This window comes from Pseudomonas sp. GW821-FHT07B01, assembly GCF_059419065.1.
Window position 1 is genome coordinate 292,978 of record NZ_JBWKRA010000001.1, and the last position, 23,256, is coordinate 316,233.

Consider the following 23,256-nt stretch of genomic DNA (forward strand, 5'->3'; position numbering starts at 1 on the left):
TCGTTTCTAGCGGCTTACCACATCAGATCATCAGGGATCTGGTAAGCGGCGTATGGATCGTCCTCATCCGGCACCTGGCTTTCGGTGAGGATGTTGAGCTGCACGATACGCTCTGGAGCACGCTCCTGGATTTTGAGCGCCGCTTCGCGCGGGATCACCTCGTAGCCCCCACCGTGGTGCACGATCGCCAGAGAGCCGTTGCTCAGCTTGTTGCGCATCAGCGTGTTGACCGACAGGCGCTTGACCTTCTTGTCATCGACGAAGTTGTAGTAGTCCTCGGTGGTCAGCTTGGGCAGGCGCGAGGTCTCGATCAGTTGCTTGACCTGGGCGGTACGCGCCTTGGCCTCGGCTTTTTCCTGCTGCTGACGGTTCAGCTCCTGGTCACGCTTGACCTTCTCGGCGTGTGCCTCAGCGGCCAGGCGCGCCTGGGTATCATCGACTTCGGCCTGGCCCTTGTGGACCAGGCGCTGCTGTTTCTGTTTCTCTTTGCCGACCTGCTTGGCCTGCTTTTGGTTGACCAGACCTGCTTTGAGCAACTGGTCGCGAAGGGAAAGGCTCATGGTGCTTACTCACTTAGGCAACTGCTCAACCGCAGCTGGACACATTCTTTTCCTGGCGTTTGGCTTCGCCCCACAGGGCGTCCAACTCTTCGAGGGTGCAATCTTCTATGGGTTGGTGCGTATCGCGCAATGCCTGTTCGATAAATCGGAAACGTCGTTCGAACTTGGCATTGGCACCGCGCAAGGCGGTTTCCGGGTCGACCTTGAGGTGACGGGCCAGGTTGACCGCGGCAAACAGCAGGTCGCCGACTTCATCGGCGATGGCTGCCGAGTCGTTATCGGCCATGGCTTCGAGCACTTCGTCCAACTCTTCGCGCACGTTATCCACCACCGGCAACGCGGACGGCCAGTCGAAACCGACCTGGCTGGCGCGCTTTTGCAATTTGGCCGCACGGGATAACGACGGTAAGGCGGTGGGCACATCATCGAGCAGGGAGAGTTGCTCGGGAGCGTCGGACTTTTCTGCGCGCTCCTCAGCTTTGATCTGCTCCCAGCGTTCCTTGACCTGTTCTTCGCTCAACTGCGGGATATCCAGCGGTGCGTACAGGTCGCCGGTTGGGAACACGTGAGGATGCCGGCGAATCAACTTACGGGTGATGCTGTCGATCACGCCGGCAAACTCGAAGCGCCCTTCTTCCCGCGCCAGTTGGCTGTAATACACCACTTGGAACAGCAGGTCGCCCAACTCACCTTGCAGGTGATCGAAATCGCCGCGCTCGATGGCGTCGGCCACTTCATAGGCCTCCTCCAGCGTGTGCGGGACGATGGTCGCGTAGGTTTGCTTGATGTCCCACGGGCAGCCGTATTGCGGGTCGCGCAGACGGCTCATCAGGTGCAGCAGGTCTTCGAGTGAATACATCGTATCTCTTTCCGCTGAAAATCCAATGTGGGAGCTGGCTTGCCTGCGATGCTCGCGACTCGGTGCTTCAGTTAAACCGAGGTGATGCTATCGCAGGCAAGCCAGCTCCCACATGAAGCAGCTAACACAATTCAGTTCGCGCCCATCCAGCTATTCATGGGGTGCGGTTGCGCCGGGTTTCGATGATGTTCGGCAACTGGGAAATCCGCCCCAGCAACCGTCCCAGTGCGTCCAACCCCGGAATCTCGATGGTCAGGGACATCAACGCAGTGTTGTCTTCCTTGTTCGAACGGGTGTTGACCGCCAGCACGTTGATCCGCTCGTTGAGCAGCACTTGCGAGACGTCACGCAGCAAGCCGGAACGGTCGTAGGCACGGATGATAATGTCCACCGGATACGTGAGCACCGGCACCGGGCCCCAACTGACCTGGATGATCCGCTCCGGTTCGCGCCCGCCCAGCTGCAGCACCGAGGCGCAGTCCTGGCGGTGAATGCTCACGCCACGGCCCTGGGTGATGTAGCCGACAATGGCGTCGCCCGGCAACGGCTGGCAGCAGCCGGCCATTTGCGTCATCAGGTTGCCCACGCCCTGGATCTGGATATCGCCACGCTTGCCCGGCTTGTAGCCAGTGGCTTTGCGCGGGATCAGCTCCAGCTGTTCGTTGCCGCGCTCAGGCTCGACCAGTTGCTGGGCCAGGTTGACCAGTTGCGCCAGGCGCAGGTCGCCCGCGCCGAGGGCGGCAAACATGTCTTCGGCGATCTTCATGTTGGCCTTTTCGGCCAGCTTGTCGAAGTCCACCTGAGGCAGGCCCAGGCGCGCCAGTTCGCGTTCAAGCAAGGTTTTGCCGGCGGCGACGTTCTGGTCACGCGCCTGCAGCTTGAACCAGTGGACGATCTTCGCCCGCGCCCGCGAAGTGGTGATGTAACCCAGGTTCGGGTTCAGCCAGTCGCGGCTCGGCGTACCGTGCTTGCTGGTGATGATCTCGACCTGTTCACCGGTTTGCAGGCTGTAGTTGAGCGGCACGATGCGCCCGTTGATCTTGGCGCCGCGGCAGTTATGCCCGATTTCGGTATGCACGCGGTAGGCGAAGTCCAGCGGCGTGGCGCCCTTGGGCAAGTCGATGGCGTGGCCGTCAGGCGTGAAGATATAGACCCGGTCCGGCTCGATATCCACCCGCAGTTGTTCGGCCAGGCCGCCGATGTCGCCGAGTTCTTCGTGCCATTCCAGCACTTGGCGCAGCCAGGAGATCTTCTCTTCGTACTGGTTGGACCCGGCCTTGACGTCGGTGCCCTTGTAGCGCCAGTGCGCGCACACCCCCAGCTCGGCCTCTTCGTGCATGGCGTGGGTGCGGATCTGCACTTCCAGCACCTTGCCTTCAGGGCCGATCACGGCAGTGTGCAGCGAGCGGTAGCCGTTTTCCTTGGGGTTGGCGATATAGTCGTCAAATTCCTTGGGAATGTGCCGCCACAGGGTGTGGACGATACCCAGCGCGGTATAGCAGTCGCGCATTTCCGGCACCAGCACGCGCACCGCACGCACGTCGTAGATCTGGCTGAAGGCCAGGCCCTTGCGCTGCATTTTGCGCCAGATGGAATAGATGTGCTTGGCGCGGCCGCTGATGTCCGCGTCCACGCCGGTGGCCTGCAGCTCCGAACGCAACTGGCCCATCACGTCGCTGATAAAGCGCTCGCGGTCCAGGCGCCGCTCATGCAGCAGCGTGGCGATCTGTTTGTACTGGTCAGGTTCCAGGTAGCGGAAGGACAAATCCTCCAGCTCCCACTTGATATGGCCGATGCCCAGGCGATGGGCCAGCGGCGCGTAGATGTCGAAGACTTCGCGGGCCACACGGTTGCGCTTTTCATCATCGGCGGTCTTCACCGCACGGATCGCGCAAGTACGCTCGGCCAGCTTGATCAGGGCGACGCGCACATCGTCGACCATCGCTACCAGCATTTTGCGCAGGTTTTCTACCTGGCCCTGGGTGCCCAGCACCATGGACTGACGCGGGCTGAGGCTGGCACTGATGGCGGCCATGCGCAGCACGCCGTCGATCAGCTTGGCCACCACCGAACCGAAACGCTGGCCAACGGTGGCCAACGGAATATGCCCTTCGCGTACGCCGCGATAGAGCACGGCGGCGATCAGCGAATCCTGGTCCAGCTTGAGATCGGCCAGGATCTCGGCGATTTCCAGGCCAGTGCGAAAACTTGAAGTGCCTTCGGCCCACAGGTTCTTGGCCGCATTGTCTTGCTGTTCAGACTCACGAGCGAACTCGCAGGCTGCTTTCAAGGCTTCACGGTCCAGTGCCGGGTCGACACTGACGGCATGATCCAGCCATGCCTCGAGATTGATACTGCCGTCGGTGTTGATCGGCTGGTGTGCTCTCACCTGTACCATCTTGCTTACCTTCCCTACGACGCACCTTCGATGCGCCAAAATCATCGCCGACTTTACTGCGAGCTCCGTGGCAGTGTTCAGGCCCTGGAGAACGCAGGCCAGTCGGATTAAACGGGCATCCTAGCCCGCTTCAAATAACGCCATGGCCTCGACATGCGCGGTCTGCGGAAACATGTCGAGGATCCCGGCACGCTTTAGCCGGTAGCCTTGCTTGACCAACTCAACCGTGTCCCGCGCCAGCGTGGCTGGGTTGCAGGACACATACACCAGGCGCTTGGCCCCCAAGGCGGCAAGTTTGCGCACAACCTCCAGGGCACCATCGCGGGGTGGGTCCAAGAGTACCGCAGAAAAGCCCTGTTTGGCCCATTCTGCGTCGGTCAAAGGCTGGGACAAATCGGCCTGAAAAAACTGTGCGTTATGCAAATGGTTGCTGACGGCATTGAGGGCCGCACGGTCCACCATGGCCTGTACGCCCTCCACCGCCACCACTTCGCGTACGTGGCGAGCCAGTGGCAGGGCAAAGTTGCCCAGGCCGCAAAACAGGTCCAGTACCCGTTCGTCGGCTTGTGGCGCCAGCCATTGCAGCGCTTGGGCGACCATCGCCTGATTGACCCCGGCGTTGACCTGCACAAAGTCGCCCGGACGGTACGCCAGCTCCAGATCCCACGCCTCCAAACGGAAGCCCAGGGCCTGACCCGGCTCGACGGGCTCCGGCTGCCCTTCCCCGTGCAGCCACAATTGGGCGTCATGGAAGGTGCAGAATTCCTTGAGGATCTGCAGGTCAGTCTCGGACAACGGCGCCATATGCCGCAGCAACACGGCGATGGACGAGCCGCTGAACAACTCGACATGCCCCAACCCCTGCGGTTTGCTCAAGCGACGCAGCATCGTTGGCAAACGCTGCATGATCGGTTGCAAGGCCTGTACCAGCACCGGGCAATCATCGATAGCGACGATGTCCTGACTGGCCACGGCGCGAAAACCCACTTCGAGTTGCTTCGCCTTGGCGTCCCAACGCACGGCTACGCGGGCGCGGCGCCGATAACCGAACTCCGGCCCGCTCAACGGCGCGGCCCACTCTTGCGGTTCGACACCTGCCACCCGCGACAGTTGCTCGGCGAGCATGCGCTGTTTCAGGGCAAGTTGCTGGTCGTGAGGCAGATGCTGCACGCTGCAGCCGCCACAGCGGCCAACATGAGCGCAGGGCGCAGGGCGCCGCAGCTCACTCGCCTGGAACACCCGCTCGGTGCGCGCCTCGACCACTTTGCCATGGGCGCCCAACACCCGTGCTTCCACCTCTTCGCCGGCCAACGCACCATTCACAAACCAGGTGCGGCCTTCAAAGAACGCGATGCCCCGGCCGTCATTGGCCAGGCGCTCGATGGTCAGGCGCTGTTTCTTGCCCACAGGTATCTGTGGGGCCCGGCTGCCGCCCGTCGGCTGAAAGCGCAGGCCTCTCTCGTGCTTGGCCATCAGTTGGGTTCGTCGAAAATGCCGGTCGACAGGTAACGGTCGCCTCGGTCACAGATGATCGCGACGATCACCGCGTTTTCCACTTCTTTGGACAAGCGCAACATACCGGCCACGGCGCCACCGGAGGACACGCCGCAGAAGATGCCTTCTTCACGGGCCAGGCGGCGCGTGGTGTCTTCGGCTTCGCGCTGGGCCATGTCGATGATGCGGTCTACCCGCGTGGCGTTGTAGATCTTCGGCAAATACTCTTCGGGCCAACGGCGAATACCCGGGATGGCCGCGCCTTCCATCGGTTGCAGGCCGACGATCTGAATCGCTGGGTTCTGCTCCTTGAGGTAGCGCGAGTTGCCCATGATGGTACCGGTGGTGCCCATGGAGCTGACGAAGTGGGTGATGGTGCCCTGGGTCTGGCGCCAGATCTCCGGGCCGGTGCTGGTGTAGTGCGCCTCGGGGTTGTCGCCGTTGGCGAACTGATCGAGCACCACGCCACGGCCTTCGGCGGCCATGCGCTCGGCAAGATCGCGGGCGCCTTCCATGCCTTCTTCCTGAGTCACCAGGATCAGCTGGGCGCCATAGGCGGTCATCGCCGCCTTGCGCTCGGCGCTGCCGTTGTCGGGCATGATCAGCACCATCTTGTAACCCTTGATCGCTGCGGCCATGGCCAGGGCGATCCCGGTGTTACCGGAGGTGGCTTCGATCAGGGTGTCGCCGGGTTTGATCTGCCCACGCAACTCGGCGCGGGCGATCATCGACAGTGCCGGGCGGTCTTTGACGGAGCCGGCCGGGTTGTTGCCCTCAAGTTTGAGCAACAGGGTATTGCTGGTTTCACCCGCCATGCGTTGCAAGCGGACCAGGGGCGTGTTGCCGACACAATCGGCGATTGTTGGGTACTGCAAGGTCATGGCGTATTCGCAATCCAGACTGCGGGGCGCACATCATACCGGGAAAGGCCGGCGGGCCATATCACGCAAAGTGTGGTGCTTATGGCTTAAAGGCATAAGCTGGGGTTATGTCGGGTCGCCATGGTTGCGCTGGAATACTTCATCGCCCATCGCAGCAATCTGCCCTTCGATCAGCGCTTCAAAAGGTTTGAGCAGTGGCTCAAACGACGTCGGCGCTTCCAATACCTGCAACGCTTGCGTAATCGCTTCGACCGTTGACAAAGCACCAGGCCCCGGCGCCTTGCGCAAGCGATAGCGGGAAACGCCGCCTTCAGCCAATGTCACCCGGGGCAATGCCGCCAGCAAAGGGTTGAGGTGCAGCAGTTTGCGCGCCTTGCGCCAGGTGCCATCGGGAACCACCAACAGCAGTGGCTGATCGTCAGGTGCGTAGGCGTGCAGCGGCTCGGCATCATCCGCCGGAAACAACAGGCGTGGCCGATAGCCAGGCGGGTTCAATAGCGTCGCCAGGTCATCAAACACCTCCCCCACCACCAACTGCGCGTTGTTCAGGCCCAACGCCGCCAACCGTGCAGTATTGAGCGCATGGCCGACCTCGCTCGGGTGCTGCAACACCAACACACGAGTGCGGCTGTCAAGGTGGGGGATCAGCGCACACAGGCAGTGCGTGGTCGGGCGCAGGCAGCGCGGGCAATGGGGTCGGGACATGGTGTTTTCAGGCCTGGTTGAGCTGGGTCTTGAGCAAATCGCGGAAGGTCTGGATCAGTGGCTCGCGGCTGCGGCCACGGCGCATGATCAGCGAAAACGGCGCCTGGTAGCCGAAGGTCGCCGGCAGCAAAACGCGCAGGTCGCCCTTGTCAGCCCAGGCCTGGGCGTAGTGTTCGGGCAGGTAGCCAATATAAGCGCCCGACAGCACCAGAATCAGTTGCGCCTCCATACTTTCCACCGTGGCAGCGCTGTGCTTGAAGCCGTGGCGCGCCAGCTCGGCCTGGCTCCAGTAACCTCGTCCGACCATGCGTTGCTGGGTGATCACTTGTTCCGGGATGCGCCGCTCGTTGAACAATGGGTGCCGGGTGCTGCAATACAACCAGTGCTGTTCGCGGTACAGCGGCATGTAGACCAGCCCGCTCATGCGGTTGGAGAACGCACCGATGGCCAGGTCCAGGCGATTGTCCTGGACCCCCAGTTGCAATTCGTAGGGGCTCATCACCGACAGGTGCAAATGCACTGCCGGGTGCTCCAGGCTGTAGGCGCCAATCACTTCGGCGAACGGCAAGGCCTTGTCGCTGACGGTGGAGTCGAGCACCCCGAGCTTGAGGGTGCCGCGCAATTCGCCTTTCAACGCAGCGGCGTATTGCTCGAAACCTTCGAGTTCGCCCAACAGGCGCAGGGTCTCCTGATGAAACAGCTCGCCCTTGCTGGTCAGGCTGAAGCCGCCACGGCCACGATGGCACAGCACCAGGCCCAAGGCTGACTCGAGTTGGCTCATGTAGGTGCTGATGGCCGACGTCGACAGGTTGAGCTCGTGCTGGGCGTTGGCAAACCCTTGGTGGCGCACGACGCTGACGAAGATGCGCAGGAGTTTCAGGTCGGGCAAGGCGTTGGCCATGGGGGCTCCAGGGGGGGGCACACTAAATTGTGGGAGCTGACTTGCCTGCTCCCACATTTGAATGGAGTTTACCCCAGGCTTTAGTTCAGAAAAATCTGAACTAAGTATTTGCCTCTGCCGATTCTTCCTAAGCCAGGCTTTTCGCAGAATCGGCCATCAATAAACAACGATGAGGCAATCCCGTGGACAAGATTTTCCACCAACCACTGGGCGGCAACGAAATGCCGCGCTTCGCCGGCATCGCCACCATGATGCGTCTTCCCCACCTGCAAACCGCCAAGGGCCTGGACGCCGCCTTCGTCGGCGTGCCTCTGGATATCGGCACCTCGCTGCGCGCCGGTACGCGCTTCGGCCCACGGGAAATCCGTGCCGAGTCGGTGATGATCCGCCCCTATAACATGGCCACCGGCGCTGCCCCCTTCGACTCATTGTCGGTGGCCGATATCGGCGACGTGGCGATCAATACCTTTAACCTGCTCGACGCGGTGCGCATCATCGAAGAAGCCTACGACGAGATCCTCGAGCACAACGTCATCCCCCTGACCCTGGGTGGCGACCACACCATCACCCTGCCGATCCTGCGGGCGATCCACAAAAAACATGGCAAGGTCGGGCTGGTGCACATTGATGCCCACGCCGACGTCAACGACCATATGTTCGGCGAAAAAATTGCCCACGGCACCACCTTCCGCCGCGCCGTGGAAGAGGGCTTGCTCGATTGCGACCGCGTGGTGCAGATCGGCCTGCGCGCCCAGGGGTATACCGCCGAAGACTTCAACTGGAGCCGCAAGCAAGGCTTCCGTGTGGTCCAGGCCGAAGAATGCTGGCATCACTCCCTCGCGCCGCTGATGGCCGAAGTGCGGGAAAAAGTCGGCGGCGGCCCGGTGTACCTGAGCTTTGACATCGACGGCATCGACCCCGCCTGGGCGCCCGGCACCGGCACCCCTGAAATCGGCGGGCTGACCACCATTCAGGCCATCGAAATCATCCGTGGCTGCCAGGGCCTCGATCTGATTGGTTGCGACCTGGTAGAAGTTTCGCCGCCTTACGACACCACCGGCAATACCTCGTTGCTGGGCGCCAACTTGCTGTACGAGATGCTCTGCGTACTGCCTGGCGTCGCGCATCGCTGATAAGGCGAACGCGCTGAGAACAATAAAAACCGCGTCTTCACACTCACAACCAAGGGGGTCGCACAGATCCCCGACAACGATGTACCTGACTTTCGCTCGCGTGTTTACCGAGCCAGCTGCCGCCTGATCGCCCATAAAAAATATAATCGGAGAACCGCCGTCATGGCTTTGGATTTATTCGTCGTACTCATCTACGCCGCCGGCATGCTGGTGCTCGGCTACTACGGCATGCGTCGCGCCAAAACCCACGAAGACTACCTGGTCGCCGGCCGTAACCTCGGCCCGTCACTGTACATGGGCACCATGGCCGCTACGGTGCTGGGCGGTGCCTCCACCGTCGGTACCGTGCGCCTGGGGTATGTGCATGGTATTTCGGGTTTCTGGCTGTGCGCCGCGCTCGGCGCGGGCATCATTGCCCTGAACCTGTTCCTGGCCAAGCCGCTGTTGAAGCTGAAAATCTTCACCGTCACCCAGGTCCTGGAAAAACGCTACAACCCCATGGCCCGCCAGGCCAGCGCGGTGATCATGCTGGCCTACGCGCTGATGATCGGCGTGACCTCGATCCTGGCCATCGGCACCGTGCTGCAAGTGCTGTTTGACCTGCCGTTCTGGATGTCGGTACTGGTGGGCGGCGGCGTGGTGGTGGTGTATTCGACCATCGGTGGCATGTGGTCGCTGACCCTCACTGATATTGTGCAATTCGTGATCAAGACCATCGGCCTGATGTTCATCCTGTTGCCGATCTGCCTGTACCGCGTCGGTGGCTGGGATGAACTGGTGGCCAAACTGCCGGCGTCGAACTTCAGCTTCACCGCTATCGGCTGGGACACGATCATCACCTACTTCATGATCTACTTCTTTGGCATCCTGATCGGCCAGGATATCTGGCAACGGGTCTTCACCGCCCGTGACGAAAAGGTCGCCCAGTACGCAGGCACTTTCGCCGGCTTCTATTGCATCCTGTACGGCCTGGCCTGTGCGCTGATCGGCATGGCTGCCCATGTGCTGATCCCGGACCTGGACAACGTCAACAATGCCTTCGCCGCGATCGTCAAAGCCTCGCTGCCGGACGGCATTCGCGGCCTGGTCATCGCCGCCGCGCTGGCCGCCATGATGTCCACCGCCAGCGCCGGCCTGCTCGCCGCCTCCACTGTGTTAACCGAAGACTTGTTGCCTCGCCTGCGCGGCGGCAAGGCGTCGAGCCTGCGTATCAACCGCCTGTTCACCCTGTTGACCGGCATTGCCGTGCTGGGCATCGCGTTGGTGGTGAACGATGTGATCAGCGCCCTGACACTGGCCTATAACCTGTTGGTGGGCGGTATGTTGGTGCCCTTGATCGGCGCGATCTTCTGGAAGCGCGCGACCACCTCGGGCGCAATCACGTCCATGAGCCTGGGCTTTGTGACCGCGCTGGTATTCATGTTCAAGGATGGGCTGGATGCAAACACGCCGATCTACTACAGCCTGGCAGTGGCGCTGGTGAGCTTTGTACTGGTGAGTTTGCTGTCGCGTCGGCCGGCCAAGGTGGCGGCTGCGGTGGTTTGAGCTATAACAGGGACGAGGATATTTTCTTCAGCGGGCGCGACGTCGGAGGTCGCGCCCGTTTTTTTCGCCTAGTGCAATACAACTGTGGGAGCGGGCTTGCTCGCGAAAGCGGTGTGTCATTCAACCTTTCCGTTGGCTGATACACCGCTTTCGCGAGCAAGCCCGCTCCCACATTCTTTAGCGGCGACGGGGCCGACGTTGCTCGTCATCCGTGCGAATCGGCACCGGTTGCAGCGGAGGCTCGATCAAGCCCAACGCAACGCCAAGGTCGTGGAGCCAGTTTTGGATTTTCTCTTTCATGATTGCCCCCTTTGAGGGTAGTGCTGGCCGGCGTGAGTTCTGTCGCCGTTTCCTACAGTGATAGTAGCCCTAAGTCCTAGGTAATGCTTGAAGGAAACCACAACGAACTATTACTGAATTGATCCGAATCCTGACGGATCGTTCAAGCAATCGCGCGAGTGTCTTGCACGCACAGTGGGTTGCCGTCTTGCTGCAGGTCGATCCATGCATTGAGGTTAGCGCCGAGCATACCCTTTCGCCACACTAGCCAGGTGGTCGCAGTGGCAAAAGGCCCGGTCAGCGGATGAACGGACACGCTGTCCTTGCCGGGAAGGCTTGCGAGCATGGATTCAGACATCAACGCCACGCCGGAACCTGCGATCACGCAAGCGAGCATGCCTTGGTAGGACTCGATCTCGATCGCCCGCCCCATCGCCACTCGCTCATGGGAAAACCAGGTTTCCAGGCGCGTGCGGTAGGCGCAACTGCGCCGGAACGTGAACACCGCACGGCCCGCCACATCCTGGGGGCCACGCACCGGCGGATGATCGGCCTCGCAAATCAGCACCAGGCGCTCTTCGCACAGCGGTACGCCATCCAGGGTGGCGATGGTCAGCGGGCCGTCGACGAAGGCTGCATCCAGGCGCCCGGTAATCAGCCCTTCCAGCAACTCCCCACTGGGTGCCGACTGCACCTGAAGGTTCACCATGGGGTAAGTCTTGTGATAGCGCGCCAGCAGCTTCGGCAAATGAACCGCGGCGGTGCTGTACATGCTGCCCAATACGAAATCACCAGCCGGTTGCCCGCCTTGTACGGCGCCGTGGGCTTCATCGTGCAGCGCCAGCAGGCGGGTGCTGTAGTCCAGTAGTACCTTGCCTGCCGGAGAAAGCTGCAAACGCTGGCGCTCGCGCACGAACAGGTCGACACCCAATTGCTCTTCCATTTGTTTAAGCCGGGTCGACAGGTTGGACGGCACGCGGTGCAGGCGCTCGGCGGCACGGGTAATGGAGCCCTCTTCCGCCACAGCCTGGAAAATGCGCAATTGACTGAACTCCATTACTTTCTCCAAAACTGAACAAGTTACTCACTATTATTCAATTTTACAGAAAGTCAATCCGTCTTAGCCTGCAAGGCATTCGCTTCTTTGCAGGAAACCTGAACATGTCCCCGCTGATTCGTTTACTCGCCAGCTCCGTCGCCCTGATGATGGCCATGGGCATTGGCCGCTTCGCCCTGACTCCGCAAATGCCGCATTTGCTCAGTGAAGGCCAGATCGGCCTGACCGGCGCCGGCCTGCTCGCTGCCGCCAATTACCTGGGTTATTTCGTCGGCGCGGTGGACTCGATCTTTGCCCGTAGCCATCAGCATGTGCGCGGGCGCCTCTACGGCGGGTTGTGGCTGTGCGTATTGCTGACCTTGGCGTCCTATTGGGCTAACGGGTTCTGGCCGCACTTGTTGCTGCGCTTTGGCATCGGGGTCGCCAGTGCCTGGGCCCTGGTGATGATTACCAGCCTGAGCCAGCCACTGGCGATTGCCGCCGGCCGCCCGCGCCTGGGTGCGCTGGTGTTTGCCGGGCCGGGGTTGGGGATTGTGCTGACGGGGCTGCTGGCGCTGGTGTCGAACCTATTAGGGCAAAGCTCTGCCGCGCTGTGGTTGATCTACGGGACGGTGGCGCTGGTGATGCTGCTGGCGATCCTGCCGTTTTTACCCAAGCCGGCCGTCACTGTTACCCAGGTCTCCAGCGCGGGGAGCAACGGCAGCATCGCGCACCTGTGCTGGATTTATTTCCTGTACGGCCTGGGCTACATCATCCCGGCGACTTTTCTGTCGCAGATGGCCAGCGCTCAATTCAACGGGGCCTGGCAGGCCGATCTGTTCTGGCCCTGCTTTGGCCTGGCGGCCGCGCTGGGAGTGGGGGTGGCCAGCCTGCGCCGCAAGCACCCGAACACCACCCGTCGCTGGCTGATGGCGACTTTATGGCTGCAAGCGGCCGGGGTATTTGCCTGCCTGCTGGGCAATGGCTGGGGCTTGGCGCTGGGCGTGTTGCTGTGCGGTGCGCCATTTTTGGCCTGCATGCAGTTGGTGATGGCGCGATTAAGGGAGGTCGCACCCCATGGCTACCAACGCAGCACGGGGCTGCTGACCGCCAGCTTCGCCGTCGGCCAATTGAGCGGGCCACTATTGGCGTCGGTCAGCAGCCACCTCAGTGGCGGCCTGCAACCGGCGTTGGTCGCTGCCGGTACCGGGTTGTTATTAGCAGGTTCAATACTGATCAACCGCCCTCTACCGCCACAGCCGATTTGCACACAAATGGCCAACAGTGCAGCAAATGGCGGTTAGGCACGTGCCCCACGCCATGTCCATCAGCGCCAACCCAGCGGACCAGCCTTGAAGCGTGGCCCAGTTGCTCAGGTCATAGGTGCCGTAGGCCACCAGGCCAAGCAAGGCGCCCAAACGCGCAGCGCGCTGCCAACTGGCGCTGGGCAAGATAACCAGCACCACGCAACCGAGGACATACAGGAGATAGAACAATACCGCAGGCAACAGGCGTGGCTGATCAAGCATCAGCGCGCCAAGCAGGGATTTGTAGGTGGGCCCCATGAGCACGCCGAGCCAAAGGCCGTCGAGGACCAGGAAGGCGAGCAAGGTACCGAGGTAGGCATACAACGACTTTCTGGACATGAGCAAGCCCTACTGTGAAGGCAAGCTTGTTGTGGCGAGCAAGCTTGCTTGCGTTGGGGTGCGAAGCGCCCCCAAAAAAGCTTGCGACTGCTACGCAGTCGAGCGGGAGCAAGCTCCCTCGCCACAACAAGCTCGCTCCTACAGGAGAGCGAAGCGTACTCAGCTTAGTTCAATGCGATCCGCATGAATCACGATCTGGCCCTGCTTGTAGAGCGCACCAATGGCCTTCTTGAAGTTGCCCTTGCTCACGCCGAACAAGTTACTGATCACCGCCGGGTCGCTTTTGTCGCTGACCGGCAGGCTGCCATTGTTGTCGCGCAACTTGGCGAGGATCTTCGAGTTCAGGCTGGAGGCCGCTTCCTGGCCCACCGGCTGCAGGCTCAGGCTGATGTTGCCATCGGCGCGGATCTCTTTGATAAAGCCCTTCTCTTCCTTGCCCGGGCGCAGGAACTTGAACACTTCGTTCTTGTGGATCAAGCCCCAGTGCTTGTTGTTGATGATCGCCTTGAAGCCCATGTCAGTGGCTTCGGCCACCAGCAGGTCGACTTCCTGGCCCACCTGATAGTTCGCCGGCGTCTTGTCCAGGTAACGGTCAAGGCGAGCGGTGGCGGTGATGCGCTTGGTGTGCTTGTCGAGGTAGACGTGCACCACGCAATATTCACCCGCGGTCATCTGGCGTTTTTCTTCCGAATAAGGCAGCAGCAGATCCTTGGGCAAACCCCAATCAAGGAACACGCCAATGCTGTTGACTTCCACAACTTTCAAACTGGCGAATTCACCGACTTGAACTTTGGGCTTTTCGGTGGTGGCGATAAGTTTGTCATCGCTGTCCAGATAAATGAAAACGTTGAGCCAGTCTTCATCTTCACTGGGAATATCTTTAGGGATATACCGATTAGGCAAGAGGATTTCGCCATCTTGCGCACCATCGAGGTACAAACCAAAGTTAGTGTGCTTGACCACTTGCAAGCTGTTGTAGCGCCCGACTAAAGCCATTTCCAATACCCTCATTGCGTGGGCGGCATTCTACCCGAGTTGTGCCCTGCACGCGCACGCGCCTGAAAAATCGCGGCTGGCATGGCGTTCCAGTGGCATCGCCCCACTCGTCTGATCGTTCGGTTCACTTTGAGCAGGCCATCAGCGTGTCCAAAGGCGTTGGGTTTCCAGCTAAAACAGTAAGTTAGCGCTTTATTTCAGCGCTGAACTTCGGCTATTTCCAGCCGCGAGCACTTATTCTCGAGGGATATTTGCCAAGCAATTGTCAAGTATTTCCTGTACGATAGCTGGCCAAGTTAATTTTCTACAGGTTAGTGGCCGCCATGCGTGTAAAAGCATCCAACAGCAAAGCAAAGCCAGCTCCCGCCGTTGAAACCAGCGAATCGATCAACAGCCAGATTGCTGCGTTCCTCAAGTCCGGCGGCGAAATCCAGCAAATTGCCAAGGGCGTGAGCGGCCAGACTTTCGGCCCGTCCAAGCAGATCAGCCTGGGCAAGAAGTAATAGTCATACCCGCGCACTGCATCTGGTCCCTAAGCGTCTTGCCTTCGAGGCGCTAGGACTAGAGTTGCCACCCCCTCCCGACACCCTCAATACGCAGCTAATCGACGAACGGGCCTCAATGCCTGGCATTCGCCGGTATCCTTGCACACGTCTAGCACGGGCATCTGCCTGAATCTTTCCGTTACTGCTCCTCGCTTTTCATGGAGTGAAGCATGCTTAAACGCTGTATTTTCGTGGTCAGCATCCTGGTCGCCAGCCCTTTGGCCGAAGCGCATATCTTCCAGCGCGAATTGGGTGACTTCGACCTGAAATTAGGTACAACCCCCAGCCGCACCATGGCCCAGGGCCTGGTCAAGCCGACCGCCCCTGGCAGCGACTCGTTCCACGGAGGCCTGGACCTTACCCACGACAGCGGCCTGTATTTCGGCCAGTTTTCCCCGAACATGGGCCTGTCGTCGGCCAATAACCTTGAAGTCGACTCCTACATGGGCTTCAAGCGTCCGTTCGACCAGACCCTGGGCTATGAAGTCGGCTTGATCCACTACAGCTACCCCAAGCTCAGCCCCCTCGACAGCCAGGAGTTCTACGGCGGGCTGAACCTGTTGGGCAACCGCTTTGGCGTGTCTTTCAGCAACGACCCCGACCGCCAGGACAGCACCCTGTTTGCAGACCTGGGCGGCACCCAGCCTTTCGGCATCGGCGTCAGCATGAAATACACCACCCATCAACTGGGCACACCGGTCTCGGTAGAGAACGGCGCCATCAGCAGTTTCAGCGATTGGTCGGTACAGTTTTCCCGGGCCTGGAAAGGCATTGACCTGGACCTGATCTACAGCGGCTCCAGCCTCAGCGGCAGTGACTGCTCGGCCTACTCCGGACACAACTCGCAATGTGATGGGCTGTTGACCTTGAAGGCCGCGCGGTCGTTTTATTGATGGGCTGAACTGTCGCACCCCGCGCAGGTTCACATGCATTAACGCCCTCCATGCAAGGACCTGCCCATGTTGCGCCGGCTCAAATTCCTGATGGTACTGCTGACTCTGAGCCTGGTGCTCGCCGGCTGCAATCGCGTGGGCCTGGCCTACCGTAACCTCGACGTGATCATCCCCTGGACCCTCAACGACTACCTGGACATGAATGCCGGGCAAAAGAGCTGGTTCAACGACACCCTCAAGGAACACCTGGCCTGGCACTGCACCACGCAATTGCCTGGCTACCTGGACTGGCTCGACCGCCTGCAGCAGATGGTCGACAGTAACCAGGTCACCGACGCCGCATTGCAAACCCGTACTGTCGAAGCCAAACAGGCAATTGCCGAGATTGCTCGGGAAATCACGCCCTCAGCTGTGCAATTGCTGCAAGGCCTGGACGATCAGCAGGTCAAGGACATGAGCGATGCTCTGGCCAAGGACCTGCGCAAACGCCAGGACGAATACCTCAAGCCACCACTGGCTCAACAAATCAAGGAACGCGCCGAGCGTATGAGCAAGCGCCTAGACGCCTGGGTCGGCCCGTTGAGCCCAGGCCAGCAAAACCGCGTCACGGCCTGGTCGGCCGAGTTGGGCGCGCAAAACCAAGCGTGGATCGGCAACCGCGCCCATTGGCAGGCGCAATTTATCGAGGCGCTGCAACAACGCCACAATGCCGATTTCCCGCAGAAAATCCAGCAACTGCTGGTGGATCGCGAAAGCCTGTGGACCCCGCAATACCGCGCCGCCTACGCACAGACCGAAGCCGCCGCGCGCAGTTTGCTCGTGGACGTGATGGCCCAAAGCTCCCCAGCGCAGCGCCTGAAACTCACCCAGAAAATCGACAAGGTCCGCAGCGACTTCCAGGCGCTTAAATGCCTGAAAAGCGCACAGTCTTGATGGATGCTTGCGGTCAGAACCATAGGCGCACGCCAACCACCCAGTGCAGTTGGTTAACGTCTTCGCCTTCGTCCCGTGCGTATTGCGCGGTCTGGCCATAAGTGCGGTTCCAGCTGAGCCCGACATAAGGCGCAAACTCGCGGCGAACTTCGTAGCGCAAACGCAAGCCCAGCTCACTTTCCGCCAAGCCCGAACCAACGCCGCGTTGCGGATCGTTCTGCGCATAAAAGTTGAGTTCGGCGGTCGGCTGCAGGATCAGGCGATTGGTGAGCAGAATGTCGTAGTCACCCTCAAGACGTGCGGCGGTATGCCCCGATTCGCCGACAAACAACGTGGCTTCGGCCTCGAAGTTGTAGAGCGCCATGCCTTGTAGGCCAAAGGCCGCCCAGCTCTGGCTGGCACCGGGCTTGAAGTCCTGGCGCACGCCGCCGACCACATCCCACCACGGGCTGATTGCGCGCCCCCATAGCGCTTGGGCTTCGGCGCTTTCAGTGCGGCCGGCGCTGCGTTCGCCTTCACTGCGTAGCCACAACCGGTCGATGTCACCGCCGACCCAACCCTTGATGTCCCAACTCTGCGCGTTGCCGTCGCCGCCCTGCCATTCCAACTGGTGGACCAGCAGCATCGAGTTGACGCCGCTGTCATGTACCTGATGCCCTCCCGGCGCGTTGTAGACCGCTGCGCGGTCTGCGTCGGTCAGCGCCGGAATCGGCGTACGGCTTTGCGTCAACGCTGGCGTCGCCGGGCTCATGCCCTGAAATTCATCCTCGGCCGCCAACGCCCATGGGGCGAACCCCAGCGTGGCGAACGCGATGCAAAGGGACGAGACGCAACGGTTCATGCTCGCTTCCTTATTCATGCACGCGCACCTCACGGAACATGCCCATTTCCATGTGGTACAGCAGGTGGCAGTGATAGGCCCAGCGCCCCAGGGCATCGGCGGTGACGCGGTAACTGCGACGGGAGCCCGGTGGCATGTCGATGGTGTGTTTGCGCACCAGGAACTGGCCGTTTTCGTCCTCCAGGTCGCTCCATAAGCCATGCAGGTGAATCGGGTGGGCCATCATGGTGTCGTTGACCAGCACCACCCGCACGCGCTCGCCATAAGTCAGTTGCAAGGGCTCGGCATCGGAAAACTTCACGCCGTTGAACGACCAGGCGAACTTTTCCATATGCCCGGTGAGATGCAATTCGACGGTGCGCGAGGGGGCGCGGCCATCGGGGTCTTCAAAGGTACTGCGCAGGTCGGCATAGGTGAGCACCCGGCGGCCATTGTTGCGCAGGCCGATTCCAGGGTCGTCCAGCTTGGGCACCGGGTTCATCGCCTGCATGTCTACCAGCGGGTTGTTCTGCTCGCTGGCGGGGTGTTTCTGCATCGCCATCGCGCCCATGGCACTGTGATCCATGCCTTCCATGCCCGGCATATCGGCCATCGCGCCGTGGTCCATGCCGCCCATGCCCATGTCCTCCATGGTCAGCCACGGGCGCGGATCAAGCAGTGGAACTGAGGCGGTCGCTCCCATCTGCCGGGCGAGGGTGCCACGGGCATAGCCTGTGCGGTCCATGGACTGAGCAAACAGGGTGTAAGCCTCTGCCACAGGCTCGACCAGCACATCGTAGGTTTCCGCCACGGCGATACGGAACTCGTCGACACTTACAGGCTTTACCGGCTGACCATCCGCGGCGATGACGGTCATCTTCAACCCTGGAATGCGCACATCAAAATAGGTCATCGCCGAGCCATTGATAAAACGCAGGCGAATCGTTTCCCCCGCCTTGAACACTCCGGTCCAGTTCTGCCCAGGCGGCTGGCCGTTGAGCAAGTAGGTGTAGGTCTCGCCGCTGACGTCCGCAAGGTCGGTGGGGTTCATGTTCATTTGCGCCCACATCAGCCGGTCGGCAGCCGTGGCCGACCAGCCCTGCTTGCCCACATCCCGGATAAAATCGCCCAGGGTGGGTTTGTGCAGGTTGTAGTAATCGGACTGCTTCTTGAGAGTTTTCATCAGGGCGACGGGGTCTTCGTCGGTCCAGTCCGACAGCATCACCACGTAATCGCGCTGGTAGATATACGGCTCGGGTTCCTTGGGGTCGATGACCAGCGGGCCATACACGCCCTGCTGTTCCTGAAGCCCTGAATGGCTGTGATACCAGTAAGTGCCGTGCTGTTTGACCTTGAACTGGTAGACGTAAAGGCCGCCCGGTTCGATGCCCTTGAAGCTCAGGCCGGGCACGCCGTCCATGGTCGATGGCAGCAGGATGCCGTGCCAGTGGATCGAGGTGGGCTCGCCAAGGCGGTTTTTCACGCGCAGGGTCACGGTGTCGCCCTCCCGCCAGCGTAACAGCGGGCCTGGCAGGCTGTCGTTGACGGTCAACGCGGTGCGAGCACGGCCGGTCAGGTTGACGGGAGTCTGGTCAATAAACAGGTCAAATTCGCTGCCGGCGAGTACCGTAGGCTGGCCGGCGCTGGCCAGCGCCCACACCGGCGGGCGCCAAAGCCCGAGCCCGCCCAGCAGGCCGCCCGCGGCCAAGCCTTTGACGAATGTGCGTCTGGAGGTTGTGGAGTGCATGCCGATTCAAGTCCGCGAGTTGAATGGCAGCAGATTAGGCGTCGCTGGCTGTCAGCAACCTTAGCGGCAGATTACCGATTCGACAGGTTCACCCGGCTCCCTCGGGGCGCCGGGGCATAAGAAGATCAGGCGATCTGCGCTTTGGAGGCCACTTCAGCGAACGTTGCCGGATCAAGCGCGTCCTCCTGCTCATCCAACACCTGACGCGGATGATCATTGCCCGGAATCGAACTGTCGATCAGCGCCAGCAATTGCGCCCCCAGCGCCGTCAGGATGAAGTTCTCGCCATTGCCGCCCTCTTCCTCAGGCCGAGACTCAATAAAGCCACGCTTGAACAGCAGCGCCTCGTAATCGGCAGCGGTCCTCTTGAGTGCGTCCAGGTTGCCAGTGTCCTCGCCGGCCGTCGCCTTCTCGGCCGCTTCTTGTTCGGCGTATTTGCGCGGGGCAAAGCTGCCCTCGCCGTTCTGCACTTCATGCAGCAGACGTTCGATCAGATCCCAATTGTAAGTTGTCATCCTGATTCCTCCTGCAGGCCGATGGAGTTAGCCCGTCTTAGGGAGTGACACGTTCCGGCACGGGCCGTTCAACCAAACGGACGGGCGTCATTTCTCTGAACTTTCCCTAGGTTCGCCGCCTCAACTGCACATCACTGCCAAGGAAGTCCGACCATGAAAACCTTGATGAAGCTGACCCTCGCCGCCACGCTGTTGAGCACCCTGCCCGCCTGGGCCTGCACGCCTGAGGAGGCCACGGCCAAGCGCGAGGAGCTGGCCAAGGAAGTGACCAAGCTCACCGAGCAGAACCCGAACAAGGCCAAGGAGATGAATGACGAGTTGCAGAAGATGGACCTGGATACTGAAAGCGCCAAGTTTCCCGACAAGTGCCAGTTGATCGATGCGCGGCTCAAGGAGCTCAGAGAGGCTGCGGGGAAGCATTGAGCACAACGCGACGCAGAGCGTCTCTGGAGGCATTCCCACGCGGAGCGTAGGAACGATCATGGCGAAAAAAAACCGGACATCGTCCGGTTTTTTTAGGCCCGCCTGCTTATTCGGCAGCCGGTGCTTCTGGCTTGCGGCGCTTGAGCGGCGCCATGCCGTCCTTGCTGACGAGCGACAGGTTGTCGGTCTTCGGCCGGTTGGCGATCTTGCGCTTGGTCGGCGACTTGGCGCCGGTTTTCTTCTTGTCGCCCTTGGCGTCGGTCTTCTTCTTCTTCACGCCAACGGCCTTGCCCGACGCCTTGACCTTCTTCGGCCCGGTGTACGTGCCTTTGACTTCCTTGATGGTGCGGCGCTCGAACGACTGCTTCAGGTAGCGTTCGATGCTCGACATCAGGTTCCAGTCGCCGTGGCAGATCAGCGAGATAGCCAGGCCATCGTTGCCGGCCCGTCCGGTACGGCCGATACGGTGCACGTATTCGTCGCCGCTGCGGGGCATGTCGAAGTTGATCACCAGGTCCAGGCCGTCCACGTCGAGGCCGCGTGCGGCAACATCGGTGGCCACCAGGATCTTCACGCCGCCCGCCTTAAGACGGTCGATGGCCAGCTTGCGATCCTTCTGGTCTTTCTCGCCGTGCAGTACGAACGCCTTGTATTCCTGCGCAACCAGGCGCCCGTAGATACGGTCGGCGGCGGCACGGGTGTTGGTGAACACGATGGCCTTCTGGTAGGTCTCGTTGGCCAGCAACCAGTTCAGGATCTGTTCTTTATGCACGTTATGGTCAGCGGTAACGATCTGCTGACGCGTGGTGGCGTTCAGGTCGCTGACGTTGTTGACCTGCAAGTGCTCAGGGTTGTTCAGCACCTTGGCGACCATATCGCGCAGGGTCGAACCACCGGTGGTGGCGGAGAACAGCATGGTCTGCTGGCGGTTGACGCACTCGCCGACCAGACGTTGCACATCATCGGCAAAGCCCATGTCGAGCATGCGGTCGGCTTCGTCGAGCACCAGCACTTCGACTTCCTTGAGATCAAGGTTGCCAGCGTTGAGTTGCTCGATCATGCGCCCTGGGGTGCCGATCAGGATGTCCGGCACCTTGCGCAGCATCGCGGCCTGGACCTTGAAGTCTTCGCCACCGGTGATGATGCCGGACTTGATGAAGGTGAACTGCGAAAAGCGTTCGACTTCCTTCAGGGTTTGCTGGGCCAGCTCGCGGGTCGGCAGCAGGATCAGGGTCTTGATGCTGACGCGCACCTTGGCCGGGCCGATCAGGCGGTTAAGTACCGGCAGGACGAAAGCGGCGGTCTTGCCGCTGCCGGTTTGCGCCGTCACCCGCAGGTCACGCCCTTGCAGCGCGAGCGGGATGGCCGCTGCTTGCACAGGCGTAGGCTCGACAAATTTAAGCTCGGCCACGGCTTTAAGCAGGCGTTCGTGCAGGGCGAATTGGGAAAACACGGGTGCTACCTCGAAGAAATACAAATATCAGCTGCATAGGTTACCGGTTTCGGGCGCCCAAACCGAGTTTCTTTACGCGAACGGGGCTAATCAGCTGCTTTTTTGTCAGCGATTTTGTCCAGAGCGTCAACTTTGTTGCACTTAAATGCTCTAATCGCCCCGTGTTGTCTTACAGAAGAATCGGTTCACGCATGGATATCAAACAGCTCTGGCTCAACGTCCAAGACCTTTGGGGCGCCCTAGATGAACACCCGGTCCTGCATTCCAGCCTCGGTTTGCTGGTGTTGCTGGTGGTGGCATTGGTGGTGGGACGGGTCGCCCGTTACCTCATCCTGCACGCGGTCAAATTGCTCGGCCGGCAGCCGGCCCTGCACTGGCTGAACGACCTGCGGCATAACAAAGTCTTCCATCGCCTGGCGCAGATGACGCCATCGCTGGTGGTCCAGTTCGGCCTGTACCTGGTGCCGGACCTGAGCAAGACCGCCATTCTGTTTATCGGCAACGTCGCCCTGGCGATCAGCATCCTGTTCATGGTTTTGGCCATGAGTGCCCTGCTCAACGCGCTGCTGGATATCTACGCACGCACCGAACACGCACGCACCCGCTCGATCAAAGGCTATGTGCAACTGGCGAAAATGGTGCTGTTCGTGTTCGGCGCGATCATCATCGTCGCCACCCTGATCGACCGCTCGCCGCTGTTGCTGCTCTCCGGCCTGGGTGCGATGTCGGCGGTGATTCTGTTGGTGTACAAGGACACCCTGCTGTCGTTCGTCGCCAGTGTGCAATTGACCAGCAACGACATGCTGCGCGTCGGTGACTGGATCGAAATGCCTCAGGTCGGCGCCGATGGCGATGTGGTGGATATCACCCTGCACACGGTGAAGGTGCAGAACTTCGACAAGACCATCGTCTCCATCCCCACCTGGCGCCTGATGTCCGAGTCGTTCAAAAACTGGCGTGGCATGCAGGCCTCCGGTGGGCGCCGTATCAAGCGCAGCCTGTACATCGACGCCAGCGGCGTACGCTTCCTGAACGATGAGGAAGAAGTGCGCATGACCCAGGTGCACTTGCTCAGCGGCTATATCAGCCGCAAGCAGGCCGAACTCAAGGCCTGGAACGAGGCTCAGGGCCACAGCGCGCAACTGTCGGCCAACCGTCGGCGCATGACCAACCTCGGCACCTTCCGCGCCTACGCCCTGGCGTACCTGCAAAGCCACCCGGACATCCAGCCCAACATGACTTGCATGGTGCGCCAGATGCAAACCACCGCCCAGGGCGTGCCGCTGGAGATCTACTGCTTTACCCGCACCACGGCGTGGGGCGATTACGAGCGGATCCAGGGCGATATCTTCGATTATCTATTGGCAGTGTTGCCGGAGTTCGGGCTGAGCCTGTATCAGCAGCCGAGCGGCAACGACCTGCGCGCCGGCGTGCTGCCGGCGTTGGCCGGAGCCACGCAGGTACCCGTCGCCGAAACGGCATGAGTGATGCAAA

23 protein-coding genes are annotated in these 23,256 nt (G+C 60.9%); 8 read left to right on the forward strand and 15 right to left on the reverse strand.

Going from position 1 to position 23,256, the window contains the following annotated elements:
- Positions 1–14 precede the first annotated feature (14 nt).
- The 7 genes from AC07S6_RS01370 to AC07S6_RS01400 form a co-directional block, all read right to left on the reverse strand.
- Positions 15–560, reverse strand: a complete 546-nt coding sequence (locus tag AC07S6_RS01370; protein WP_014719402.1) for a DUF2058 domain-containing protein — start codon at positions 558–560, stop codon at positions 15–17.
- A 25-nt stretch (positions 561–585) separates the two neighbouring features.
- Positions 586–1,419: a nucleoside triphosphate pyrophosphohydrolase gene (mazG, locus tag AC07S6_RS01375; protein WP_003193074.1), complete on the reverse strand. Its 834-nt coding sequence runs from the start codon at positions 1,417–1,419 to the stop codon at positions 586–588.
- A gap of 154 nt (positions 1,420–1,573) precedes the next feature.
- Positions 1,574–3,817: a GTP diphosphokinase gene (gene relA / locus AC07S6_RS01380; RefSeq protein WP_005790193.1), complete on the reverse strand. Its 2,244-nt coding sequence runs from the start codon at positions 3,815–3,817 to the stop codon at positions 1,574–1,576.
- A gap of 120 nt (positions 3,818–3,937) precedes the next feature.
- Positions 3,938–5,290: a 23S rRNA (uracil(1939)-C(5))-methyltransferase RlmD gene (rlmD, locus tag AC07S6_RS01385; protein ID WP_495111535.1), complete on the reverse strand. Its 1,353-nt coding sequence runs from the start codon at positions 5,288–5,290 to the stop codon at positions 3,938–3,940.
- A complete protein-coding gene (cysM, locus tag AC07S6_RS01390) occupies positions 5,290–6,192 on the reverse strand; it encodes a cysteine synthase CysM (protein ID WP_003193080.1) in 903 nt (300 codons plus the stop codon). Before cysM ends, rlmD begins: the two co-directional genes overlap by 1 nt.
- Before the next feature lie 105 nt (positions 6,193–6,297).
- Positions 6,298–6,897, reverse strand: a complete 600-nt coding sequence (locus AC07S6_RS01395) for a tRNA-uridine aminocarboxypropyltransferase (protein ID WP_089041938.1) — start codon at positions 6,895–6,897, stop codon at positions 6,298–6,300.
- Between the two features lie 7 nt (positions 6,898–6,904).
- The gene (locus AC07S6_RS01400; protein ID WP_034128316.1) at positions 6,905–7,798 is read right to left on the reverse strand and encodes a LysR family transcriptional regulator; all 894 of its coding nucleotides are present in this window, start codon (positions 7,796–7,798) and stop codon (positions 6,905–6,907) included.
- Positions 7,799–7,980: 182 nt separating this feature from the next.
- Between AC07S6_RS01400 and speB the strand changes: the two genes are divergently transcribed.
- Both speB and AC07S6_RS01410 read left to right on the forward strand, forming a co-directional pair.
- The gene (gene speB, locus AC07S6_RS01405; protein ID WP_014719407.1) at positions 7,981–8,931 is read left to right on the forward strand and encodes an agmatinase; all 951 of its coding nucleotides are present in this window, start codon (positions 7,981–7,983) and stop codon (positions 8,929–8,931) included.
- A 162-nt stretch (positions 8,932–9,093) separates the two neighbouring features.
- Positions 9,094–10,476 carry a sodium:solute symporter family protein gene (locus AC07S6_RS01410; RefSeq protein WP_495111536.1) on the forward strand — a complete coding sequence of 461 codons (1,383 nt, stop codon included), beginning with the start codon at positions 9,094–9,096 and terminating at the stop codon, positions 10,474–10,476.
- A gap of 177 nt (positions 10,477–10,653) precedes the next feature.
- Here AC07S6_RS01410 and AC07S6_RS01415 read toward each other — a convergent pair whose 3' ends face one another.
- Together AC07S6_RS01415 and ptrR are read right to left on the reverse strand one after the other, a co-directional pair.
- Entirely contained in the window at positions 10,654–10,776 is a 123-nt protein-coding gene (locus AC07S6_RS01415) for a PA1414 family protein (RefSeq protein WP_003193089.1), read from the reverse strand.
- A gap of 142 nt (positions 10,777–10,918) precedes the next feature.
- Positions 10,919–11,812: a putrescine utilization regulator PtrR gene (gene ptrR, locus AC07S6_RS01420; RefSeq protein ID WP_495111537.1), complete on the reverse strand. Its 894-nt coding sequence runs from the start codon at positions 11,810–11,812 to the stop codon at positions 10,919–10,921.
- 104 nt (positions 11,813–11,916) lie between these two features.
- Here ptrR and AC07S6_RS01425 point away from each other — a divergent pair, with 104 nt between their 5' ends.
- Positions 11,917–13,095 (forward strand): MFS transporter, encoded by a 1,179-nt coding sequence (locus AC07S6_RS01425; RefSeq protein ID WP_495111538.1) that lies wholly within the window; start codon positions 11,917–11,919, stop codon positions 13,093–13,095.
- On the opposite strand, the gene AC07S6_RS01430 is transcribed toward AC07S6_RS01425, so the two are convergent.
- Both AC07S6_RS01430 and AC07S6_RS01435 read right to left on the reverse strand, forming a co-directional pair.
- Positions 13,039–13,437, reverse strand: a complete 399-nt coding sequence (locus tag AC07S6_RS01430; RefSeq protein WP_080757723.1) for a DUF2177 family protein — start codon at positions 13,435–13,437, stop codon at positions 13,039–13,041. The genes AC07S6_RS01425 and AC07S6_RS01430 overlap by 57 nt on opposite strands.
- Positions 13,438–13,596: 159 nt before the next feature.
- Positions 13,597–14,433: a CvfB family protein gene (locus AC07S6_RS01435; protein WP_054897831.1), complete on the reverse strand. Its 837-nt coding sequence runs from the start codon at positions 14,431–14,433 to the stop codon at positions 13,597–13,599.
- Between the two features lie 323 nt (positions 14,434–14,756).
- On the opposite strand from AC07S6_RS01435, the gene AC07S6_RS01440 reads away from it, so the two are divergent.
- The 3 genes from AC07S6_RS01440 (at position 14,757) to AC07S6_RS01450 (ending at position 16,804) form a co-directional block, all read left to right on the forward strand.
- On the forward strand, positions 14,757–14,936 hold the full coding sequence (locus AC07S6_RS01440; RefSeq protein WP_003193095.1) for a PFL_1563 family small protein: 180 nt from the start codon (positions 14,757–14,759) through the stop codon (positions 14,934–14,936).
- Positions 14,937–15,148: 212 nt separating this feature from the next.
- Positions 15,149–15,871 (forward strand): TorF family putative porin, encoded by a 723-nt coding sequence (locus AC07S6_RS01445; protein WP_057976196.1) that lies wholly within the window; start codon positions 15,149–15,151, stop codon positions 15,869–15,871.
- A 66-nt stretch (positions 15,872–15,937) separates the two neighbouring features.
- Positions 15,938–16,804: a DUF6279 family lipoprotein gene (locus tag AC07S6_RS01450; RefSeq protein ID WP_495111539.1), complete on the forward strand. Its 867-nt coding sequence runs from the start codon at positions 15,938–15,940 to the stop codon at positions 16,802–16,804.
- Positions 16,805–16,817: 13 nt separating this feature from the next.
- Here the strand turns inward: AC07S6_RS01450 and AC07S6_RS01455 are convergent, their stop codons facing one another.
- The 3 genes from AC07S6_RS01455 to AC07S6_RS01465 form a co-directional block, all read right to left on the reverse strand.
- The gene (locus AC07S6_RS01455) at positions 16,818–17,645 is read right to left on the reverse strand and encodes a copper resistance protein B (protein WP_495111540.1); all 828 of its coding nucleotides are present in this window, start codon (positions 17,643–17,645) and stop codon (positions 16,818–16,820) included.
- Positions 17,646–17,655: 10 nt separating this feature from the next.
- On the reverse strand, positions 17,656–19,371 hold the full coding sequence (locus tag AC07S6_RS01460) for a copper resistance system multicopper oxidase (RefSeq protein ID WP_495111541.1): 1,716 nt from the start codon (positions 19,369–19,371) through the stop codon (positions 17,656–17,658).
- Positions 19,372–19,496: 125 nt separating this feature from the next.
- On the reverse strand, positions 19,497–19,886 hold the full coding sequence (locus AC07S6_RS01465) for a transcriptional regulator (RefSeq protein WP_495111542.1): 390 nt from the start codon (positions 19,884–19,886) through the stop codon (positions 19,497–19,499).
- Between the two features lie 153 nt (positions 19,887–20,039).
- On the opposite strand from AC07S6_RS01465, the gene AC07S6_RS01470 reads away from it, so the two are divergent.
- A complete protein-coding gene (locus AC07S6_RS01470; RefSeq protein ID WP_034128302.1) occupies positions 20,040–20,309 on the forward strand; it encodes a hypothetical protein in 270 nt (89 codons plus the stop codon).
- 106 nt (positions 20,310–20,415) lie between these two features.
- Here AC07S6_RS01470 and AC07S6_RS01475 read toward each other — a convergent pair whose 3' ends face one another.
- The gene (locus tag AC07S6_RS01475) at positions 20,416–21,762 is read right to left on the reverse strand and encodes a DEAD/DEAH box helicase (protein ID WP_003193110.1); all 1,347 of its coding nucleotides are present in this window, start codon (positions 21,760–21,762) and stop codon (positions 20,416–20,418) included.
- A 191-nt stretch (positions 21,763–21,953) separates the two neighbouring features.
- On the opposite strand from AC07S6_RS01475, the gene AC07S6_RS01480 reads away from it, so the two are divergent.
- Entirely contained in the window at positions 21,954–23,246 is a 1,293-nt protein-coding gene (locus AC07S6_RS01480; protein WP_014719419.1) for a mechanosensitive ion channel family protein, read from the forward strand.
- Positions 23,247–23,256 lie beyond the last annotated feature (10 nt).

Bases quoted from the DNA above. Each gene is read 5' to 3' on its own strand.
- AC07S6_RS01450 (WP_495111539.1), top strand. From the start codon at position 15,938: ATGTTGCGCCGGCTCAAATTCCTGATGGTACTGCTGACTCTGAGCCTG.
- AC07S6_RS01470 (WP_034128302.1), top strand. From the start codon at position 20,040: ATGAAAACCTTGATGAAGCTGACCCTCGCCGCCACGCTGTTGAGCACC.
- relA (WP_005790193.1), bottom strand. From the start codon at position 3,817: ATGGTACAGGTGAGAGCACACCAGCCGATCAACACCGACGGCAGTATC.
- AC07S6_RS01410 (WP_495111536.1), top strand. From the start codon at position 9,094: ATGGCTTTGGATTTATTCGTCGTACTCATCTACGCCGCCGGCATGCTG.
- AC07S6_RS01455 (WP_495111540.1), bottom strand. From the start codon at position 17,645: ATGAACCGTTGCGTCTCGTCCCTTTGCATCGCGTTCGCCACGCTGGGG.
- ptrR (WP_495111537.1), bottom strand. From the start codon at position 11,812: ATGGAGTTCAGTCAATTGCGCATTTTCCAGGCTGTGGCGGAAGAGGGC.
- AC07S6_RS01440 (WP_003193095.1), top strand. From the start codon at position 14,757: ATGCGTGTAAAAGCATCCAACAGCAAAGCAAAGCCAGCTCCCGCCGTT.
- AC07S6_RS01445 (WP_057976196.1), top strand. From the start codon at position 15,149: ATGCTTAAACGCTGTATTTTCGTGGTCAGCATCCTGGTCGCCAGCCCT.
- AC07S6_RS01465 (WP_495111542.1), bottom strand. From the start codon at position 19,886: ATGACAACTTACAATTGGGATCTGATCGAACGTCTGCTGCATGAAGTG.
- AC07S6_RS01430 (WP_080757723.1), bottom strand. From the start codon at position 13,437: ATGTCCAGAAAGTCGTTGTATGCCTACCTCGGTACCTTGCTCGCCTTC.
- AC07S6_RS01425 (WP_495111538.1), top strand. From the start codon at position 11,917: ATGTCCCCGCTGATTCGTTTACTCGCCAGCTCCGTCGCCCTGATGATG.
- AC07S6_RS01460 (WP_495111541.1), bottom strand. From the start codon at position 19,371: ATGCACTCCACAACCTCCAGACGCACATTCGTCAAAGGCTTGGCCGCG.
- rlmD (WP_495111535.1), bottom strand. From the start codon at position 5,290: ATGGCCAAGCACGAGAGAGGCCTGCGCTTTCAGCCGACGGGCGGCAGC.
- AC07S6_RS01435 (WP_054897831.1), bottom strand. From the start codon at position 14,433: ATGGCTTTAGTCGGGCGCTACAACAGCTTGCAAGTGGTCAAGCACACT.
- AC07S6_RS01480 (WP_014719419.1), top strand. From the start codon at position 21,954: ATGGATATCAAACAGCTCTGGCTCAACGTCCAAGACCTTTGGGGCGCC.
- AC07S6_RS01395 (WP_089041938.1), bottom strand. From the start codon at position 6,897: ATGTCCCGACCCCATTGCCCGCGCTGCCTGCGCCCGACCACGCACTGC.
- cysM (WP_003193080.1), bottom strand. From the start codon at position 6,192: ATGACCTTGCAGTACCCAACAATCGCCGATTGTGTCGGCAACACGCCC.
- mazG (WP_003193074.1), bottom strand. From the start codon at position 1,419: ATGTATTCACTCGAAGACCTGCTGCACCTGATGAGCCGTCTGCGCGAC.
- AC07S6_RS01370 (WP_014719402.1), bottom strand. From the start codon at position 560: ATGAGCCTTTCCCTTCGCGACCAGTTGCTCAAAGCAGGTCTGGTCAAC.
- AC07S6_RS01415 (WP_003193089.1), bottom strand. From the start codon at position 10,776: ATGAAAGAGAAAATCCAAAACTGGCTCCACGACCTTGGCGTTGCGTTG.
- AC07S6_RS01400 (WP_034128316.1), bottom strand. From the start codon at position 7,798: ATGGCCAACGCCTTGCCCGACCTGAAACTCCTGCGCATCTTCGTCAGC.